An 18,300-nucleotide genomic window follows, 5' to 3' on the forward strand; every position below is an offset into this window, starting at 1 on the left:
GAGGTCGTCGAGGAACCGACCACAGCCTGGACGAGTACACGCACCGGCTGTCCGCGGCACCGGAAGGACCCGCGCATGGTGAGCACCACGAACAACACTCCCGCGCCGACGGCACCTCGACGCGAGACGATCCGCGCCTGGGCCGAAGAGGCCGACCGGATCCTGATCGCGGCCGGCGCGGGTCTGAGCGCGGCTGCCGGCTACGACTACGGCGACACCGAACGCTTCCGGGAACTGTTCCCGGCGCTGCACCGCCTCGGCCTGCGTTCGCGCTACCTGCTCGGCGTTCCCCTGCCGCCGGACATGATGTGGGGCTACTGGGCCGTCCACATCGACGACATCCGCTACGACCCCGAACCCAGCCCCCTCTACCGCGAGTTGAGGGAGCTGGTGGGCGACCGCGACCACTGGGTGATGACCTCCAACGTCGACGCCCTCTTCGCCCGCAACGGCTTCGAGACGGACCGGATCTTCACACCTCAGGGCGACTACGGCCGCCTCCAGTGCACGGTGCCCTGCTCGCGGGACACCTGGCCCAGCAGGCCGTTCCTCGACACGATCCTCGCCGCGTACGACCGTGACACCGGCCGGGTGAGCGACCCTCGGGCCCTGCCGTGCTGCCCCCGCTGCGGCGCCGACGTCTTCCCCAACGTCCGTGTCGGTCCGGAGTTCGTCGACGACTCCTATCTGCCCGCGGGGCGGCGGCTGGTGCGGTGGCTCGACGACGCGCCCACGGACAGCGCCCTGCTCGTGCTGGAAATCGGGGCCGGATTCAATACTCCCGGCGTGATTCGCCACCCCATGGAGCACCTCGTGCGCCGGACCCCTCGGGCCCGCCTCGTCCGGATCAACCCCGGCCATCCCGGCGTCCCCTCGGACCTCGGCGAACGAGCACTGTCCGTTCCTCTCGGGGCGGACCGGCTCCTCGACGGGCTCGATCCCTGACCTCCGGCGGGCGGCGAGCGGCGAGCGGCGGGCGGCGGGCGGCGGGCGGCGGGCAGCGGGTGGCGGCGGGCCATCCGCCACCGCAGGATGCGAAGCCCGCGCAGGACGGGAAACAGACGAGAAGCAACCGCACGACGAGAAGCCACGACAGGAAGAGAACCCCCACATGTCCCAGATTTCCGAGGTACCCGAGGTACCCGAGGTACCCGACGCATCCGTTCCCGCCATCGCCGTCACCGGCTCCACCGGCCGGCTCGGCGGGCGCGTCGCCCGGCGACTGGCCGAGCGGGGCGTCCCGCAGAAACTCCTGGCCCGCGACCCGGCACGCGCTCCACGGCTGCCCGGCTCGGTGGCGGTACGAGCCGAGTACGCGGACCGGGACGCCGTACGGGAGGCCCTCGCCGGCATCCGCACCGTCTTCATGGTCTCCGCCTCCGAGAGCGCCGACCGACTCGCCCAGCACAAGGCGTTCGTCGACGCCGTCGCGGAGGCGGGTGTCCGGCACCTGGTGTACCTCTCCTTCTACGGCGCCGCACCCGACGCCACCTTCACCCTGGCGCGCGACCACTTCCACACCGAGCAGCACATCCGCGCCGGCGGCCTGGCCCACACCTTCCTCCGGGACAACCTCTACGCGGAGTTCGTCCCCGACCTCGTCGGCGAGGACGGCGCCATCCGCGGCCCGGCCGGGCTCGGGAGCGCCGCGTTCGTCGGCCAGGACGACATCGCCGACGCCGCTGCCGCGGTGCTGTCCCGGCCCGACGACCACGCGGGCCTCACCTACGACCTGACCGGGCCCGAGTCACTGACGCTGGACGAAGCGGCCGTGATCCTGTCCGAGCAGCTCGGACGCCCCGTCACCTACCAACAGGAGACGGTGGAGGAGGCCTATGCCTCCCGCTCCTCCTACGGCGCACCGCCGTGGCAGCTGGACGCCTGGGTGTCCACCTATACGGCCATCGCCTCCGGCGAACTCGACGGCGTCAGCGACGCCGTACCGCGCCTCACCGGCCACCCCGCCACATCCCTCGCCGAGGTCGTCCGCGCCAGAAGGGGATGACCGGCGGAGCGGTTCCCGTACGACGAGCGGCCGACCAGACCCCTGGAAGCCCTCGGGACCCTCGGCACCCCGAACAAGAGAAGCGTGTCGCTTTTTGACCATCAGGAGTCGCCATTCCTGCCGATCCATGGACCGTCGCAGACATAGTTTGAACACATCGCCGCTGGACCACCGGTCCGCCCCGGCCAGGCCCCCAAGCAAGGAAGTCAGCCATGAACCACGTGAAGAACGCCGTCCTTCAGGCCGCCACCGAGTTGTTCGGCGACAAGGACCCCTCCGCCGTGGACCGCTGGGTGGCCGCGGACTACAGGCAGCACAGCGCACTCGCCGCCGACGGGCCCGAGGCCCTGCGCGGTCTCGTCGCCGGCCTGGGCGAGGACTTCCGTTACGAAGGTGCCCGGGTCATCTCCGACGGCGACCTCGTCGCCCTGCACGGCACCTACCACGGCTTCGGTCCTGACCCGCTCGTCGGGTTCGACGTCTTCCGCGTGGACGCCGAGGGCAAGCTGGCCGAGCACTGGGACGCCCTGACCCCGCAGGTCAAGGACACCCTCTCGGGCCGCTCCCAGACCGACGGCCCCGCCGAGGTCACCGAGACCGACAGGACCGACGCCAACCGCGCCCTGGTGGCCGAGTTCGCCGAGAAGGTGCTCGTCGGCGCCGACTACTCGGTCCTCACCGACTACATCTCCACCGAGACCTATCACCAGCACAACACCGACGCCGCCGACGGACTCGACGGCTTCGGCGCGGCCGCGGCCAAGTGGGCCGAGCAGGGCAAGAACCTCGTCTACAAGAAGGTCCACCGGGTCATCGCCGAGGGCGAGTTCGTCCTGACGCAGTCCGAGGGCGAGTTCGGCGTCCCCGTCGCCTACTACGACCTGTTCCGTGTCGAGAACGGCAGGATCGTCGAGCACTGGGACGTCATCGCACCCATCCCGGCCGAACTGCCGCACGGCAACGGCCTGTTCTGACCGGCCCGCACACCGCACCCGCACACCGTCCCAGGCACACCTTCCGCGGATCGCCGACCCCGTACACGGAGCGCAGAGCCATGAGCCACCTCACCTACGCGGGAAAGACGTACAAGTTCAGCGTCGACAACGGCGTCGTCTTCCACAACACCTACAACCCCGACGGCACCACGCTGCACTACGAGACCGTCGCCGGCCCCGGCACCGGCGCGAGCGAGGACGTCACGCTGGACGCGGCCGAAGTCACCCCTGGCGTCTTCCTGCTCGGCTGGGTGGAGAAGTCCGGCATGACCGTCACCCACGCGATGAACCTCAACACCCTTACGGTGCACGCCTTCTGGACCTACGACACCCCCGAGGGCCGAATCGGCGAACTGCACGCCGGCACACTCGAAGAGATGTGATCGACCCGCCCCACCGGAGCCTCTGATGACCCCGATCCGCGCCGAGTCCGACGCCTTCTCCGGGGCGGAGACACAGCTCTCCGCGCTGCCCCTGACCGCCTACCGGTCGGCCGTCGCCCTCGACGAGCCCTTCCTCCCGACGGCGCCCCCGGCCACAGCCGCCCAACTGGACGCCCACGTCCGCTCAGCGCTGCGCCTGCTCAGCACCGATCCGGCCGTATCCCGGCTCGGACTGCGGTCCGACTCACTGAGGCACCTCGCCGATACCGGCGCCCCCGCCGACGCCCCCGCCGGCACCTCCGCCGACGCCGCCACGGCCCGTCGCCTCCTGCGGGCCCTGCTGACCGTACGTGATCCCGGTCCGCTGCCGGAGGGAGCCGACCGGGACCTGGACGCGCTCCTCGGCGGGGAGCGGCAGCTACGCCCCGCCGTCTCGGCACTTGAACTGCCCACGATGGAAGAGGAGTTCCACGGAACGGCCTTCCGGTCCCCGGCCGAGGCAGTGCTGTGGCGGGGAGACATCACCACGCTGGCCGCCGACGCCGTGGTCAACGCCGCCAACAGTCAACTCCTCGGCTGCTTCCGCCCGCTGCACCCGTGCATCGACAACGCGCTGCACAACGCCGCCGGATCTCGCCTGCGCGACGACTGCCACACGATCATCTCGGCGCGAGGAGCGACTGAACCCACCGGAGCGGCCAAGATCACCCGGGGCTACCACCTGCCTGCCCGTTACGTCCTGCACACCGTCGGCCCTCTCATCCACGGCCGCCCCCACTCGACCGACGCCCAGGCGCTCGCCTCCTCGTACCGGGCCTGCCTGGACCTGGCCGCCGAGGTGGAGGACATCCGCACCCTCGCCTTCTGCGCGATCAGCACCGGCGTCTTCGGCTACCCCAAGGAGGAAGCCGCATCGGTCGCACTGCGCACCGTCGCCGACTGGATCGCTGCACATCCCGGACGGTTCGACCGCGTGGTGTTCACGGTCTCCGAAGACGCCGACGAACGGGCCTACCGGAACGCCCTCGGCGTGGACGCCCCCGCCTGACCCGACGCAAGCCCGAAAGCCCCCGTGGAACCCAATTCGAAACCGGCCAACATTTCGCACACCCCTCTCCCGAGCCCCCCGGGGCGAGGAGACTCGTACACAACAGCCGTTCCCTCGCGCTTCGTTACTCCCTGTCTCGCACTCGGAGAACAGCCGTCTCCGCCATCGCGGGAAGAGCCGCGAATCAGCAAGTCCAGCTTCAGGTGAGGTCGTTCGGCAGGCTACGGCGACGAATTGAAACGTTCCAGAACGTGTTCGCGGAACCATCCGGAGCGCAGTGCGCTGTGCTCTGCGAAGGAGGAGGTCTGATGGTGGGCTCGGAGATGAACCGCAGGGCGGTGATCGGCAGTTCGCTGTCCATGATCGCCGCGATGGGCATGCCGTCCACGGCGCACGCGGGGCCCGCTGGGCGCACGGTCGTGGCGTCGACCCGTTACGGCAGGGTGCGCGGGAAGCGGGAGGACGGCATCGCCAAGTTCCTCGGCGTGCCGTACGCAACGCCGCCGCTGGGTGAACTCCGGTTCAGGGCCCCGAAACCGCTCACGAGATGGACCGGCGTACGCGACACGGTGAGCTTTCCCAGCCCGGCGTTCCAGGTGCCGGGCGCAGAGATGGGGCCGGGCGGCAACGGCCGGATGCCCGAGCCTTCCGAGGACTGCCTCTACCTCAACATCTGGACTCCCGGCGCCGATCGCCGGCGGCGGCCCGTGATGTTCTACAACCACGGCGGCGGCTACATGATCGGTTCCGGCTCCGCCACCGGACAGGACGGCACCCACCTGGCGCGGCTCTACGACGTCGTCGTGGTCGAGTCCAACCACCGGCTGGGCCTGCTGGGTTACCTCTTCCTGGGCGATCTCACCGACGGCGACTACGCGGCCAACCAGGGGATGCTGGACATCCTGGCCGCGCTGCGCTGGACCCGGGAGAACATCGAGAACTTCGGCGGCGACCCCGACAACGTCATGGTCTGGGGCGAGAGCGGCGGCGGCGCCAAGACCGCGGCCGTGTACACGATGCCGGCCGCCGTGCCGCTGTTCCGCAAGGCCTCGATCGAGAGCGCCGCACCGCTGCGCTTCCCCACCCGCGACGGTGCCACCGCCCGGGCCAGACGCACGCTGGAGTTACTGGGACTGACCACGGCGGACATTCCCCGGCTCCACGACATCCCGGCGGCAAGGCTCCTGGAGATCCAGCAGTCCGAGGCCGCCAACGGCGCCCCGCCCTGGGGCGACCCCGGCCCCCTCCCCGGCTTCGGCGCCTTCGTCGACGGCACCGTCATCCCACGACACCCCTTCGCCGACGGCGCCGCGCCCTTCTCCGCGAACAAGCCGCTGATGTGCGGCACTTGCCGCGACGAGACGGTGTTCTTCAGCCTCTTCGGGCCGCCCGACATCTTCAACATCGACGAGGCCGGACTGCGCTCCAGGCTCAGCAGCACCTACCAGGGCGCCGAACTCGACGAGATCATCCGCACCTTCCATGCCTCGCGGCCCGGTGCGACGCCCGCCCAGCTCTACTTCGCGATCACCACCTCACCCATCTGGCGCGACGCGATCAAAATCGCGGAGGCCAAACGCGCGCAGCACGCCGCGCCCGTGTTCATGTATCAACTCGCCTACCCGAGCCCGACCTTGGTGCCCGGCACCGACTTCCCCATCGGCTCGCCCCACGCGTCGGACATCCCCCTGAAGTTCGCCAACACCGACAAGGACCCCGGCTCCATCCTCAACTCGGACCAGTCACCGCAACGGCTGGCAACCGCACGGCACATGAGCGAACTGTGGGCCGCCTTCGCCCACACGAGCCGCCCCACGGCGGCCGGTGTGCCCAGCTGGCCCGCCTACACCCTGCCTGACCGCGCCACGATGTGGCTCGACGCCAGGTGCCGGATCGTCAATGATCCGGACAGGAACGAGAGACTGTTCTGGGAGAACCGCAGCCGAGCCTGAACTCGCAGAGCCGCACAGCCGTGTTCTTCGGGGCATGAGGGCGAGCACCGATGCGAAGGGCCAGGGCGCCGCAGGCGTACTTCGGCGTCCTGTTGCCGGTCAGGTGACAGGACCGTGTTCGACCGTGACGGGCACCACGAGCCCGGTCACATCCCATACGCGTACCGTCTTGTCGTTGCCGCCGGTGACGGCGACGGGCCGGCCATCCACCACCGCCGTAGCCACTCCCCAGACCATGCCCTTGTGACCTTCCAGTTCACCGATCAGCCGTCCCGCAAGCAGGTCCCACATCCGTACCGCCCCATCCCCACTGCCCACCAGGGCAATAAGACGGCTTCCCACCACCGCTGTCGTCACCGCGCCCACCTCGGAGTGCACGTCCAGTGTCTCGGCCGCGGGCTGACCGGTGGCCAGGTCCCACACTCGTACCGTCCCGTCAAGGTCCCCGGTGACGGCGACGGCACGACCACCGACCACGGCTGTCGCCGCGGCGCGTACCTCGCCGGTGTGACCTGCCAGCGGCTCACCGATCTGCGTCCGGTCGGTCAAATCCCATACGCGTACGGTCTTGTCGTTGCCGCCGGTGACAGCGACGGGCCGGCCGGCCACCACGGCTGCGGCCACTGCCTCCACCCCGTCGGTGTGACCTGCCAGGGGCTCGCCGAGCTGTTCCCGGCCGGCCAGGTCCCACAGCCGTACGGCGCCATCGGCGTGCCCCGTGACGGCAACGGGGCGCCCGTCCACCACAGTCGTCGCCGCCGCGCACACGCCGACGGTGCCTTGATCCAGTGGCTCACCGATATGCCGGCCGGTGGCCAGGTCCCACATCTGGAGGAGGTTGCTGCCGCCGCCGGACAGGGCGACGGGACGACCGTCGACCACCGCTGTCGCCACCGACCACACTTCGCCGTCGCGGATCAAGCCGTTGTGGCCCACCAGGGGTCCACCCACCGGTAGGCCGTCGCCAAGGTCCCAGATGCGGACCGTCTCGTCCTGGCCGCCGGTGACAGCGACGGGCCGACCGTCCACCACGGCGGTGGCCAGCGACCAGACTCCGTGTTCGTGGCCGGTCAGGGTGAAACGGAGTCGGGAAGGCACATCAGTACGCGGACTACCGGACATGAGCGAGATGATAGAGCTGCCGTTCCTGTGGCCGAGGCTGCCCCAGTCGTCCGACGCGGCACGAAGCCGCTCCCCGGCTGACTGAAGCACTCGGTCACGCCCCCCCTCGCGAGACGCGTCGGCGCGCGGACCCGTCAGCCCGCGCGCCGAACGGTCAGGCGTCCAGCTGGAGTTGGGCGAGTTCAGTCTCGAGGTCGGCCATGGCCTCGCCGCCCGCCATGAGGTCGGTGACCTCCTCACGGGTGCGCTCGCCCTTGCAGAAGTCGTCGGCCTTCTGTCCGCGGATCAGGACGGCGAAGTGCTCGCCGACCATCATCGCGTGCCGGACGTTGTGGGTGACCAGGATGACCGCGACGCCCTTGGCGCGGGCCTGCATGACGATCCGCAGGACGTGCGCGGCCTCCTTGACGCCGAGGGCGGCCGTAGGCGCGTCCAGGATGAGGACGTTGGCGCCGAAGCAGACCGCGCGGGCGATGGCCAGGGCCTGGCGCTCGCCGCCGGAGAGGCTGCCCACCAGGCGGTTGGACCCCTCCCACCTGATGCGGCAGGGCATGGACGTCATCGCGTCCATCAAGTGGCTGGGCCCGCTGGTCCTCCACGCGGCGGCGAAGGACGCGACGCTCTGCCGGGGCGCCGACATCCGCGGTGTCCTCGACACCTCCTTCGCCCGTGTGCCCGCCGACGCGGACGGCAAGGTGCCCACGGGCTACGGCTTCTGGTGCAACTCCTGGCCCGAGAACCCGGCCTGGAAGTTCGTCGCCGTCGGGGCGGGCAGCGAGGTCCCGTTCTGGACCGAGTTCCTGCGGGCCCTCGCGGAGGTCGACCCCGGCATGGCGGTCAACATCGAGCACGAGGACGCCGCCTACTCCCGGACGGAGGGGCTCGCCCTGGCCGCGAAGAACCTCCACAGCGCGGCGGCTGCTCTGTAACACCCTTGGCGGGGCCCAGGGGTTCACCCTCCCCGGGCCCCGCAGGGCGCTGCTCGGGACCTACTTCAGATAGGGACCGTCGGCCCCGATCTTCCCGGGTCCGTTCAGCACGTACACCCGCAGGTTGCCCTTGCCCGGCGCCGCCACGGAGAGGGTGCCGTTGGACACGGTCCTCACGTCACCGGTGACGGCGTCCCGGTAAGTGCCGTTCGGGACACCGGTGTAGGTGGCGTTTCCGGAGACGGTGACGAGGGCGAAGCTGTCCGTGCTCCCGCTGGTGTAGCGGCGCTTGAACGCCATCGAGCCGCTGATGCCGTCGGTCGAGTACTGGCCCAGCTGGAGGGCCGGGACGGCACGGCGGATCTGGTTCAGCCGCTGGAGGTGCTTCACGAGCGGCTGCGCCAGGGTGGTGGCCACCTCGCCGGACGCCGAGTCCGCCGTACCGAACTGCGAGGCGGTGACGGTGCCTTGGAGGTGGTCGCCGTAGTACGCGCGTCCGGTGGAGGCGAGCGGGCAGGTCGGGCCGCAGTCGATCTGCTTGCCCTTCTGGAACTCGATCTCCGAGCCGTAGTACAGGGTGGGGATGCCGCGGAACGTCCACATCAGGGACATATTCTCGGCCCAGGCGTCGGTGCCGCCGGTGTAGCGGGTGCTCGACTTGTTGGGGCCGTAGTCGTGGCTGTCGACGTAGACGACGTTGTACGTGGCGTCGTTGACGCTGTCGTCGGAGTCCTTGCCGTTGCTGTAGGCGTTCTGCGCGTCGCTGAAGTTCATGTGCATGCGCATGTCGATGATGTTCATCCCGGAGAACTGGCTGCGGTCCGGGGTGTGGTAGCTGTTGCCGTTCAGGAAGGCGTTGGTCGAGGTCGGCTGGTTGCCGGTGCCGAGGTTGTTCTCGTAGGTGAACTGCTCGAGGGCGGCCGTCTCGTCGTCGGCGCTGTACTCCTTGCGCTCCTTCCAGGTGAAGAACTGCGCGGAGTGGTTCACCGAGCCGCGGTTCCACTTGTCGTTGACGAAGGCGCCGACCTCGCCGAAGACGAAGAAGTTCTGGGCGGCCGTGGTGCCGAACTTCTGGGTGACGCGGTCGTAGATGGCGGGCAGGAAGCGGCGGTTCCAGGTGACGCGCGGGATGTGTACGGCCGTATCGACGCGGAAGCCGTCCACGCCCATGTCGATGTACTTGTCGTAGGCGCCGATCAGGTAGTTCTGGACCGGCGTCGACTCGGTGTCGAAGTCGGCGAGGTCCTCGTGGAGCCAGCAGGAGCGGGAGTCCTCGCCCTCCCAGTTGCCGATCCAGCACTGGTGGTAGTACGCCTTGGGGAACATGCCCGAAGTGGGGCTCGGCCACTGGCAGTTGTAGAGCGTGTAGCCCTCGGCGCTCTTGCCGCCGGTCGGCTTGCCCCAGTTGACGCAGGTGTTGCCGGTGGGCTCGGCTGTGGACCACAGGTCGCCGTTGTAGTACGACTTCCCGGACTTGGGCTCGACGGTCAGGCCGTCGTACTCGAAGCCCTCGTTCCTCTCGTCGTAGTACCAGCTCCACTGGGAGTCGCGGACGCCGTAGACGGTGGGGGTGTACAGGCCCTTGGCGCCCCAGCGGGAGCTGTGGTTGTAGACGACGTCCTGGTAGATCTTCATGCCCTTGGCGTGGGCCGCGTTGATGAGGTCCTGGTAGGTGGCGCCGACTGACTCCAGGCGCGGGTCGACCTTATAGAAGTCGTATCCGTGGTAGCCGTGGTAGTCGTAGTCCGAGCGGTTGAGGACGACCGGGGTGATCCAGACCGCGGAGAAGCCGAGCGCCTTGATGTAGTCGAGCTTCTCGACCAGGCCCTTGAAGTCGCCCCGGAACATGGGGTCGTTGTTCGCCGCGTTGCCGGACTTGGTGTGCTGGCTGCCGCCGCGGTCGTTGGAGGTGTCGCCGTCGTAGAAGCGGGCGGTGAGGACGAAGTAGATGGGGTCCTTGCGGGGGTCCGTGCCGAGCGGGGTGCCTGCGGCGGGTGCGGGGGCCGCGGTGCCGGTGGTCGCCGTCGCCGCGGCGGAGGCGGGCGAGGTGTTCCCGGCGGCGTCGACCGCCTTCACGGTGTAGGTGTAGGTGGTCTTCTCCTCAAGTCCCGTGTCTGAGTACACGGTTGAGCCGACGTCCGTGACGACCGTGCCCTTGGTGCCGCCGGTGCGGGTGACCTGGTACTTGGTCACGGCCTTGTTGTCGGTGGCCGCGTCCCAACTCACCACGATGGACGTGTCGGTGGCGCTCGCGGTGACCTTGGCCGGTGCGGTGGGCGCCTCGGTGTCGGGTGCCTCGGTGGCGCACGGGTCGGTGGCGCCGGTGGTGACCGCCTTGTCCTTCACGGTCGTCGTGCCGGTCGGGATCGTGTAGTCGGCGCTGTTGTTGTTGTCCCAGACGCCGTTGCCGTTGTTGAAGGCGGCCTTGAGGGAGGTGGCGGTGCCGATGTCGAGGGTCTTCTTCCACCAGCCGGTGCAAGCTGACTCCATGCCGAGGCCGGGGACGGTGGTCCAGGAGCCGCCCGTCGGCGCGTAGTGGATGTTGGCCGTGGTCCAGCCGGAGGTGGCGGTCGAGTAGTAGACGGTGGCCTGGTTGCCGCTGCCCGTGCCGGTGTCGGCGCACGGGTCGCTGTGGGAGATGACGCCGTCCTTGACGGTGATGGTGCCGGTGCCCAGCGCGTAGTTGCTGCCGCCGTTGTTGTCCCAGGTGCCGCTGCCGTTGTTGAAGGTGGCCTGGAGTCCGGTGGCCGAGCCGAGGTCGACGGTCCTCTTCACCCAGTCCGTGCAGGCGCTCTCCATCAGCGTGCCGGGGACGGTCGTCCAGGAGCCGCCGTCCGGGGCGTAGTGCAGATAGGTCGACGGCCAGTTCTTGGTCTTCGTGTAGTAGAAGACCGTCGCCGTGTTCGCCGAGTCGGCCACCGGCTGAAGGCCGACCTCGGCTTCCGCGCCCGGTGTTGAGGACAGCAGCCCGAACAGTCCGGTCGCCGCCACGAACGCCACGAGGGGGCGTCGTGGCCGGCGCGGGGGTGCAGATCTCATGGCGACTCCAATACGGGGCGTGTCCCGGGTGGTTCGAGCGTCCCTGCAAGACCAGCCGGAAAGTTCCTGAAAGTTCTTGCAGCGCGGAAGCTACAGGGACATGACAGCCACGTAAAGGGTTCGGAGCCACGCAGGGCCCATCCGGACGGGCTGTCGCCGCGTCGTTCCGGATGGGCCCTCGCCGCGTCACTCCCGACGTGTCACTCCCGACGTGTCACTCCGGGTGCGCCACCGCCGCCTTCTGCAGTTCCACGGCCGCCAGCAGGCTCAGCCCGGGCTCCGCCTTGCGCAGGGCCTTCACCGCCGCGACCGAGGTGACGTCACCCGTGAAGCCGACGGCGGCCAGCCGGGAGCGGACCCAGCGGGCGCGCAGTTCGGCCTCGGTGGCGGCGGCGGTGGATTCGACGAGCGCGACGGCCCGCTCCAGTCCCGCGCGTTCCTCGGGCGAGGCCTCGGCCAGCGCCTGCCGCAGGGTCGCCGTGACCACGTCCGCGTCCCGGATCGTCAGCACGTAGTCGTTCTTCTTGTTCAGTCCCATGATTCCTGGCATGCGAGCCATCCTGACGTGCATGTTCTTTGCACGCCAACCGACTTGAGCCAGCTCAGAGGCTCGGCCCCAAGACCTCAGACACGCACTCCGCTCAGGAACAGGTCGAGGAACCCGTCCCGCGCGCCGCGTGCGCTGACCCCGCGCAGACGGGCCGTGTGGGTGCTGAAGGAGGCGAGAGCCGCCGCGAAGGTCTCCGCGGCCACGGAACGGTCGACGCCGGTGCGGAGTTCGCCGCGCCGCTCGGCGTCGAAGAGGACGTCCTCGATGACGGCGAGCGGCTGGTCGACGCAGTCGCGCCGGAAGGTGGCGTAGAGCTCGGGATGGTCGGGGAGCTCGAAGGTGCAGCGGGCCGCGATGAGCCAGCGGGGGCTTTCGAGGGTCGCCGCGACGGTGTCGTACAGGATCCGGATGTCCGCGTCGAGGCTGCCCGTGCGAGGGGGGCACAGGCTCGCCGACAGGGTGCTCAGGCCCGCGAGGATCAGGTCGTCGCGCTCGTCCCAGCGGGAGTAGAGGGTGCGCTTGGCGACCCTGGCGCGGGCGGCGACGGAGTTGATGCGGAAGCCGGCGACACCGGCCTCGGCGAGCTCGTCGACCACGGCCTGGAGGATGCGCTCGTCGGCCCGCGGGTCCCGCGGTCTGCCCGGTCTCGCCGCGGCCGCGACCGGTGACGTGTTCGCCATGTGCGTTCCCTCCAGCTCGGCTCCGCCGCCCAGTTTCCCAGGTGGGTGGCGGGAGCGTCGCCGGCCGGTTTTATTACCGAAACGGTTTCGTATTCATCCGTCGAGGGGATAGATTGTTCATGAACGAAACAGTTCCGTTTGGATGAGGCACCCATGGACGGCAATGGCGGCGGACACATGACCTCGACGACAGCGGCGAGGCCGGACGACGCCCCGCGCGGGCGGCGCAGCCGGCTGACGCCGGACCGGGAGGCCGAGCTGTACGCGGCCGTCCTGGACCTGCTGCGGACCGTCGGGTACGACGCCCTGACCATGGACGCCGTCGCCACCCGCACCCGGTGCAGCAAGGCCACCCTCTACCGCCAGTGGACGGGAAAGCCCCAGCTGGTCGCCAAGGCACTGCGCCACGAGAAGCCCGTCACCCTCGCCGGTATCGACACCGGTTCCCTGCGCGGTGACTTCGCCGCCGTGGTGGCCCAGATGAGCGAGCTGCGCATGGAGCAGGACACCGCCCTGATGCGGGGTCTCCTGACCGCCGTCCACGCCCACCCCGACCTCCTCCAGGCACTGCGCGAACTGCTCGTGGACCCCGAACTGACCGGACTGAACGTGCTGTTGACGCGTGCCATGGAACGCGGCGAGATCTCCGCGAGCAATCCGGCGCTGTCGTACGTCTCCCACTCGCTGATCGGCGTCCTCATCGCCCATCAGCTGCTGGAGAACCGGCCGGCCGACCCGGCGCTGGTGCGGAGCTACATCGACGCCGTGGTGCTGCCCGCCCTCGGCGTGTGAGTGCCGCGCGTCCCTGAACTGGCGCCCACAGCGCGGCCGGTGCCTCTCAGTTGACCCCGGCGCCGCGTCCCATCCGGCCCGCGTGGATCGCCGCGACGGTACCCCCGTCGACGAGCAGATCGGTTCCGGAGACGAAGCTCGCCTCCGGGCCGAGCAGGAAGGCCGCGGCCCCGGCGATGTCCTCAGGGGTGCCCAGGCGTTTCGCCGCGGACGCCTCGACCATGGCGCGCATCCGCCCACCGTGCTCGGACGCGAGCTCCTGCTGACCCATCGGCGTGGAGATCACGCCGGGGCTGATCGAGTTGATCCGCGCACCGCGCTCGCCCCAGGCCACACTGGCCGCCCGGACGCGCAGATGGTTGGCGCGCTTGGCCAGCCCGTAGGCCGCCGCGGAGTCACCGGCGACGGCGGTGTCGACGAACGGCAGCTCCAGGAGCCGTTCGGCCGGGGTGTCGGCGAGCGCCTCCTCCTGCTCGGCGGTGAGGTACACGGACAGATGCCCGGCCATGCTGGAGATGACCACACCCGCCCCGCCCGGGGCGATCACCCCGCCGAAGGCGTCCAGCACCAGGGCGACCCCGAGCAGATCCACCCGCAGTACGGCGTCGGCGGGGGCCTGCACCGGGGAGAGCCCGGCGGTGTGCGCGACCTGGGTCACAGGGCCCAACTCCGCGGCGGCCTTGGCGAGTTCGTCGACCGAGGCCGGGTCGGAGACGTCGACTCGCCGGGTCCGTACGACGTAACCGTCTCCGGCCAGCGCGGCGGCCGTATCACTCAGTCCGGTCTCGTCGAAGTCCGCCAGCAGTACCGTGCGCCCGGCTCCCTGGCGGCGGGCGATCGCCTGTCCCATGCCGCCCACGCCGATGACAACGAGCAGGTCAGAGTCCATCCCGCACCTCCGATCATTACGAGACTATTCGTCTCGTAATGAGACCATACCCTAGGCTGGCCGTATGTCTCCGGAGCCGTCAGGCCGCCCGCGCGACCCGGCCGTACACCGGGCCATCCTCGAAGCCACCCGGGATCTGCTCGTCGAGCAGGGGTACCGCGTCCTGACCATGGACCGGGTCGCCACCCGGGCCGGGGTCGGCAAGCAGACGGTCTACCGACGCTGGCCGTCCAAAGCACCGCTGGTGGCCGAGGCCGTACTGGACGGCTTCCGTCTCCATCAGCCGGTGGAGCCCCCTGACACCGGCGATCTCGACGCGGACCTCACGGTGTGGCTGCGTCAGCGCGAGGCCTTCATGGCGGCCCCGCACCTCGTGGAGCTGGTGCGCGCGCTGGCCATCGCGACGGCGGAGGACCCTGACGCCGCCGACGCCCTCCACCTCCGCCTCACCCGCCCGGAACGGGACCGGCTGGTCGCGCGACTGCGGGCGGGTGTCGAGGCGGGGCAGGTCGACGCCGACGCGGACCTGGAGGCGGCCGTCGACGCGCTCATCGGCTCGATCGTCTACCGAATCCTGACCCGGGTCCCGGCCGAGGAGGCCGTCCGGCGGGGTGAGGGGTTGCTGGGGATCTTGCTGGCGGGGATCAGGAAGGGTTGAGGCGGGGGGCGGCCGGACTCTGGGGCCGAGGCGGCGGGGCGAGGGACTCCGGGGCCGAAGTGGAGGGGCGGCCGGACTCCGGGGACCGAGGCGGCAGGGCGAGGGACTCCGGGGCCGAGGGGACTCGGAGGACTGGCGCGGAAGGGCAGTTGGACCCGGCCGGCTCACCCGGCAGAGCCGCAGAACCTGAGGCCGAGGGGCAAGGGCAACGGGGCCCGGAAGACCGGCACGGCCGGACAGCAGAACCCGGCCGGCTGACGCGGCGAAACACCGGAACCCAAAACGACTGACGCAACAGGGCGGCGAGTCCCAGAAGACCCGCCGCCCCTCGCTTCAGCCCGGCTACCAGCCGAGACCAGCGCTCAGCCCGCGCAGCCGGCCGGCCGCCGACCCGGCACAGCCGGCCCGACCCCCACCCCGTCAGCCCAGCTTCTTCAACAACTCAACAGCAAGCGGCGCCGAAGACGCCGGATTCTGCCCGGTCACCAAGTTGCCGTCGACGATGACATGCGGCGCCCACGGCTCCCTCTCGTCGACCTGCACACCCGCCTCCGTGAGCCGGTCCTGGAGCAGCCACTTGGCCTTGTCGGCGAAGCCCGCCTGGGTCTCCTCGGCGTTGGTGAAGGCGGCCACCCGGCGCCCCGCGAAGGCGTTCGTGCCGTCGGCCCCGGTCGCCGCGAGCAGGGCCGCCGGGCCGTGGCAGACCACGCCGAGGGGCTTGCCGCTCGCCAGCGCGCGGGTGAGCAGTCGGCCGGAGTCGGCGTCGACCGCGAGGTCCTCCATCGGCCCGTGGCCGCCGGGGTAGAAGACGGCGTCGTAGTCGTCGAGGTTCACGTCCGACAGCCGCACCGGCTGCTGGAATTCGGCCGCCGAGTCGAGCACCCCGGCAATGCGGTCGGCGTTCTCCTGGCCGCCGTTGAGCTCGGCCGCGAGGCTGCCCTTGTCCAGGGGCGGCACGACACCGCCCGGGGTGGCCACGACGATCTCGTGTCCGGCGGCCTTGAAGGCCTCGTACGGGGCGACGGCCTCCTCGGCCCAGAAGCCGGTGGGGTGGCGGGTACCGTCGGCCAGGGTCCAGTGGTCGGCGCCGGTCAGCACAAAGAGGATCTTCGACATGGTGAAACCGTAGTCCCGGCCATTCATAGAAATCCAATAGGCTCAAGCATATGAGGGATAGGGGTTCCAATGGGTCCGATAGGTCCGACGGGCCGGGTCAGACCGGCGCGGCCTCGCTGGACCTGAACCTGCTGCGGACGTTCCTGACGGTGTACCGCACCGGTTCCTTCACCGCCGCCGCCCGTCTGCTGGGCCTCTCCCAGCCCACGGTCACCACGCAGATCCGGTCCCTGGAACGGCAGTTGGGCCGCGAGCTGTTCGAGCGCCAGGCCCGGGGCGTGACTCCGGCGCCGTACGCGGACGAGCTGGCCGCACGGATCGTGGAGCCGCTGGACTCGCTCGCCGCGGTCGCCGGACCGGCCGGGAACGGCGACGGTTCCGCGGCCGAGCCGGTGCATCTCGCGGGCCCCGCCGAACTCCTCTCCCGCTGCGTGCTGCCCGGTCTCGCGCCCCTGGTGGAGCGAGGCGTACGACTGCGCATCACACCGGGTCTGACCGAACCGCTCCTGGAGGATCTGCGCGCGGGCCGCCATGACCTGGTGATCGCCACGTTCCGGCCCCGTGGCCGCGCCCTCACCGCCCTTCCCCTCAATGACGAGGAGTTCGTGCTGGTCGCCTCCCCCGCCTGGGCGGAGCGGATCGGCGCACCGGCGCAGATGGCGGCCGCGCTGCACGGCGTCCCGCTGGTCGCCTATGCCGACGACCTTCCGATCGTGCGCCGGTACTGGCGGCACGTCTTCGGCCGGCGCCTGGTACGGCAGCCCGCGGTGACCATGCCCGACCTGAACGCGGTCAAGGCGGCGATTGCCGGCGGCGTCGGATTCTCCGTGCTCCCGCGCTATCTGTGCACCGAGGAGCTGGCGTCGGGGGCGCTGGTGCTGCTCCACGACCCCGACGACCCGCCCATCAACACGGCCTTCCTGGCGCAGCGGCCCGGCACCTCCGGCAATCCTCATGTGGCCCTGGTCCGCGACCACTTGCTGCGGGCCGCGGCCGACTGGTAGCCCGCAACCTGTCGCCGGCCGCCGCGCTCCGGGCCGCTTCAGCCCTTGGCCACGAATGACGACCGCGCCCCGTCGAGGGTCGCGTCCATCCGGGCCGCCTGACCCTCGGTGAACATGAACATGGCCGCGTCGTCGGTGTAGTCCATGTAGTTGACGAACATGTCCCCGTCGGGTGCGTTGTTGCAGCTGAGGTGCGGGAAGGCCGGGGTGCCGAAGTTGGGGCCGCCCGCGTTGGGGGTGTCCTCGACGAAGTCGGTGCCGCTGCATCCGTCGCCGTCGTCGCCCCAGATGTGCAGCAGGTTGAGCCAGTGGCCGACCTCGTGGGTGGCTGTGCGGCCGAGGTTGAAGGGGGCGGCCGCGGTGCCGGTCGTACCGAAGAACCGGTGGGCGATGACCACCCCGTCGGTGGCGGCCGGTCCGCCCGGGAACTGGGCGTAGCCGAGGATCTCCCCCACCCCGGGGTCGAACAGGCGCCCGCACACCCAGATGTTGAGGTACTCGTCGGCGGGCCAGGCGTCATGGCCGCCGCTGGAGGCGAACTTGGCCGAGTCGTCCATGCCGAAGGACTCCGTCCGCGACGGCGTGCGGGTGATGCCGTCGGTGGGCCGCCCGTCCGGGTCCTCGGTGGCGAGCCGGAACTCGATCCGGCAGTCCGCGGCGAGCCCCTGCCAGACGTCCGGCACCTGGGAGACGTCCGGGTTGAGCCGCCGGTAGTCGCGGTTGAGGACGTCGATCTGGCTGACGATCTGGTCGTCCCCGATGTCCTGTTCGGGGGTGCGGTGGACGACGTGCACCACGACCGGGATGGTCGTGACCCCGACGCGCGCACTGCTCTCGTGGCCCCGCTCGAAGGCGAAGGCCAGGTTCTCCACCGCGGCCCGCGCCCGCGCGTATCCGGAGTCCTCGCTGAGCAGTCGCCGGTGGACCGGCATGGTGCCGCAGACACGGCGACCGGGTGCGGCCGCGGTCTCGCCGAACTCGCTCTGGTTCGCGTTCTCGTGGTCGTTCGCGTTCTCGTTCTCGTGGTCGTTCTCGGGCATGTTGCACCGCCTGGAGACGGCCGCGCCTCGACGGGCGCGGAAGTGAGGGTGGAACGGGCCCGTTGCGCATTACGGTAGGGCGACAGGACGGACACGGT

18 protein-coding genes are annotated in these 18,300 nt (G+C 70.3%); 10 read left to right on the top strand and 8 right to left on the bottom strand.

Annotation, left to right across the window (positions count from 1 at the left end):
* The first annotated feature begins 75 nt into the window (after positions 1–75).
* The 6 genes from G3I78_RS07760 to G3I78_RS07785 all read left to right on the top strand — a co-directional run bounded on the left by G3I78_RS07760 (position 76) and on the right by G3I78_RS07785 (position 6,383).
* Positions 76–945 (top strand): NAD-dependent protein deacetylase of SIR2 family, encoded by an 870-nt coding sequence (locus G3I78_RS07760; protein WP_164422041.1) that lies wholly within the window; start codon positions 76–78, stop codon positions 943–945.
* Positions 946–1,111: 166 nt separating this feature from the next.
* A complete protein-coding gene (locus tag G3I78_RS07765; protein ID WP_164422042.1) occupies positions 1,112–2,005 on the top strand; it encodes an SDR family oxidoreductase in 894 nt (297 codons plus the stop codon).
* Between the two features lie 212 nt (positions 2,006–2,217).
* Entirely contained in the window at positions 2,218–2,979 is a 762-nt protein-coding gene (locus G3I78_RS07770; protein WP_164422043.1) for a nuclear transport factor 2 family protein, read from the top strand.
* A gap of 80 nt (positions 2,980–3,059) precedes the next feature.
* On the top strand, positions 3,060–3,383 hold the full coding sequence (locus tag G3I78_RS07775) for a hypothetical protein (protein WP_164422044.1): 324 nt from the start codon (positions 3,060–3,062) through the stop codon (positions 3,381–3,383).
* A 25-nt stretch (positions 3,384–3,408) separates the two neighbouring features.
* The gene (locus G3I78_RS07780; protein ID WP_164422045.1) at positions 3,409–4,431 is read left to right on the top strand and encodes a macro domain-containing protein; all 1,023 of its coding nucleotides are present in this window, start codon (positions 3,409–3,411) and stop codon (positions 4,429–4,431) included.
* A 308-nt stretch (positions 4,432–4,739) separates the two neighbouring features.
* On the top strand, positions 4,740–6,383 hold the full coding sequence (locus G3I78_RS07785) for a carboxylesterase family protein (RefSeq protein ID WP_164422046.1): 1,644 nt from the start codon (positions 4,740–4,742) through the stop codon (positions 6,381–6,383).
* Positions 6,384–6,482: 99 nt separating this feature from the next.
* Here the strand turns inward: G3I78_RS07785 and G3I78_RS07790 are convergent, their stop codons facing one another.
* Positions 6,483–7,505, bottom strand: a complete 1,023-nt coding sequence (locus G3I78_RS07790) for a WD40 repeat domain-containing protein (RefSeq protein WP_164422047.1) — start codon at positions 7,503–7,505, stop codon at positions 6,483–6,485.
* A gap of 154 nt (positions 7,506–7,659) precedes the next feature.
* The gene (locus G3I78_RS07795; RefSeq protein WP_239157646.1) at positions 7,660–8,067 is read right to left on the bottom strand and encodes an ATP-binding cassette domain-containing protein; all 408 of its coding nucleotides are present in this window, start codon (positions 8,065–8,067) and stop codon (positions 7,660–7,662) included.
* On the opposite strand from G3I78_RS07795, the gene G3I78_RS07800 reads away from it, so the two are divergent.
* Entirely contained in the window at positions 8,057–8,434 is a 378-nt protein-coding gene (locus G3I78_RS07800) for a hypothetical protein (RefSeq protein WP_239157647.1), read from the top strand. The genes G3I78_RS07795 and G3I78_RS07800 overlap by 11 nt on opposite strands.
* Before the next feature lie 60 nt (positions 8,435–8,494).
* Here G3I78_RS07800 and G3I78_RS07805 read toward each other — a convergent pair whose 3' ends face one another.
* From G3I78_RS07805 to G3I78_RS07815, 3 genes are all read right to left on the bottom strand, one after another.
* Positions 8,495–11,473 (bottom strand): carbohydrate binding domain-containing protein, encoded by a 2,979-nt coding sequence (locus G3I78_RS07805; RefSeq protein ID WP_164422048.1) that lies wholly within the window; start codon positions 11,471–11,473, stop codon positions 8,495–8,497.
* 214 nt (positions 11,474–11,687) lie between these two features.
* Complete coding sequence (locus G3I78_RS07810) at positions 11,688–12,023, bottom strand: hypothetical protein (RefSeq protein ID WP_164422049.1); 336 nt, start codon at positions 12,021–12,023, stop codon at positions 11,688–11,690.
* 74 nt (positions 12,024–12,097) lie between these two features.
* A complete protein-coding gene (locus G3I78_RS07815; RefSeq protein WP_164422050.1) occupies positions 12,098–12,703 on the bottom strand; it encodes a TetR/AcrR family transcriptional regulator in 606 nt (201 codons plus the stop codon).
* A 177-nt stretch (positions 12,704–12,880) separates the two neighbouring features.
* On the opposite strand from G3I78_RS07815, the gene G3I78_RS07820 reads away from it, so the two are divergent.
* The gene (locus G3I78_RS07820) at positions 12,881–13,495 is read left to right on the top strand and encodes a TetR/AcrR family transcriptional regulator (protein ID WP_164422051.1); all 615 of its coding nucleotides are present in this window, start codon (positions 12,881–12,883) and stop codon (positions 13,493–13,495) included.
* 46 nt (positions 13,496–13,541) lie between these two features.
* On the opposite strand, the gene G3I78_RS07825 is transcribed toward G3I78_RS07820, so the two are convergent.
* Complete coding sequence (locus tag G3I78_RS07825; protein WP_164422052.1) at positions 13,542–14,384, bottom strand: SDR family oxidoreductase; 843 nt, start codon at positions 14,382–14,384, stop codon at positions 13,542–13,544.
* A gap of 64 nt (positions 14,385–14,448) precedes the next feature.
* Here G3I78_RS07825 and G3I78_RS07830 point away from each other — a divergent pair, with 64 nt between their 5' ends.
* Positions 14,449–15,042 (top strand): TetR/AcrR family transcriptional regulator, encoded by a 594-nt coding sequence (locus G3I78_RS07830; RefSeq protein ID WP_164422053.1) that lies wholly within the window; start codon positions 14,449–14,451, stop codon positions 15,040–15,042.
* Positions 15,043–15,462: 420 nt separating this feature from the next.
* On the opposite strand, the gene G3I78_RS07835 is transcribed toward G3I78_RS07830, so the two are convergent.
* On the bottom strand, positions 15,463–16,158 hold the full coding sequence (locus G3I78_RS07835) for a type 1 glutamine amidotransferase domain-containing protein (protein ID WP_164422054.1): 696 nt from the start codon (positions 16,156–16,158) through the stop codon (positions 15,463–15,465).
* A gap of 50 nt (positions 16,159–16,208) precedes the next feature.
* Between G3I78_RS07835 and G3I78_RS07840 the strand changes: the two genes are divergently transcribed.
* A complete protein-coding gene (locus tag G3I78_RS07840; RefSeq protein WP_164422055.1) occupies positions 16,209–17,162 on the top strand; it encodes a LysR family transcriptional regulator in 954 nt (317 codons plus the stop codon).
* Positions 17,163–17,200: 38 nt separating this feature from the next.
* Here the strand turns inward: G3I78_RS07840 and G3I78_RS07845 are convergent, their stop codons facing one another.
* Positions 17,201–18,202, bottom strand: a complete 1,002-nt coding sequence (locus G3I78_RS07845) for a zinc metalloprotease (RefSeq protein WP_203614470.1) — start codon at positions 18,200–18,202, stop codon at positions 17,201–17,203.
* Positions 18,203–18,300 lie beyond the last annotated feature (98 nt).

The organism is Streptomyces sp. SID13726 (assembly GCF_010548375.1).
In the GTDB taxonomy this organism is placed as follows: Bacteria; Actinomycetota; Actinomycetes; order Streptomycetales; family Streptomycetaceae; genus Streptomyces.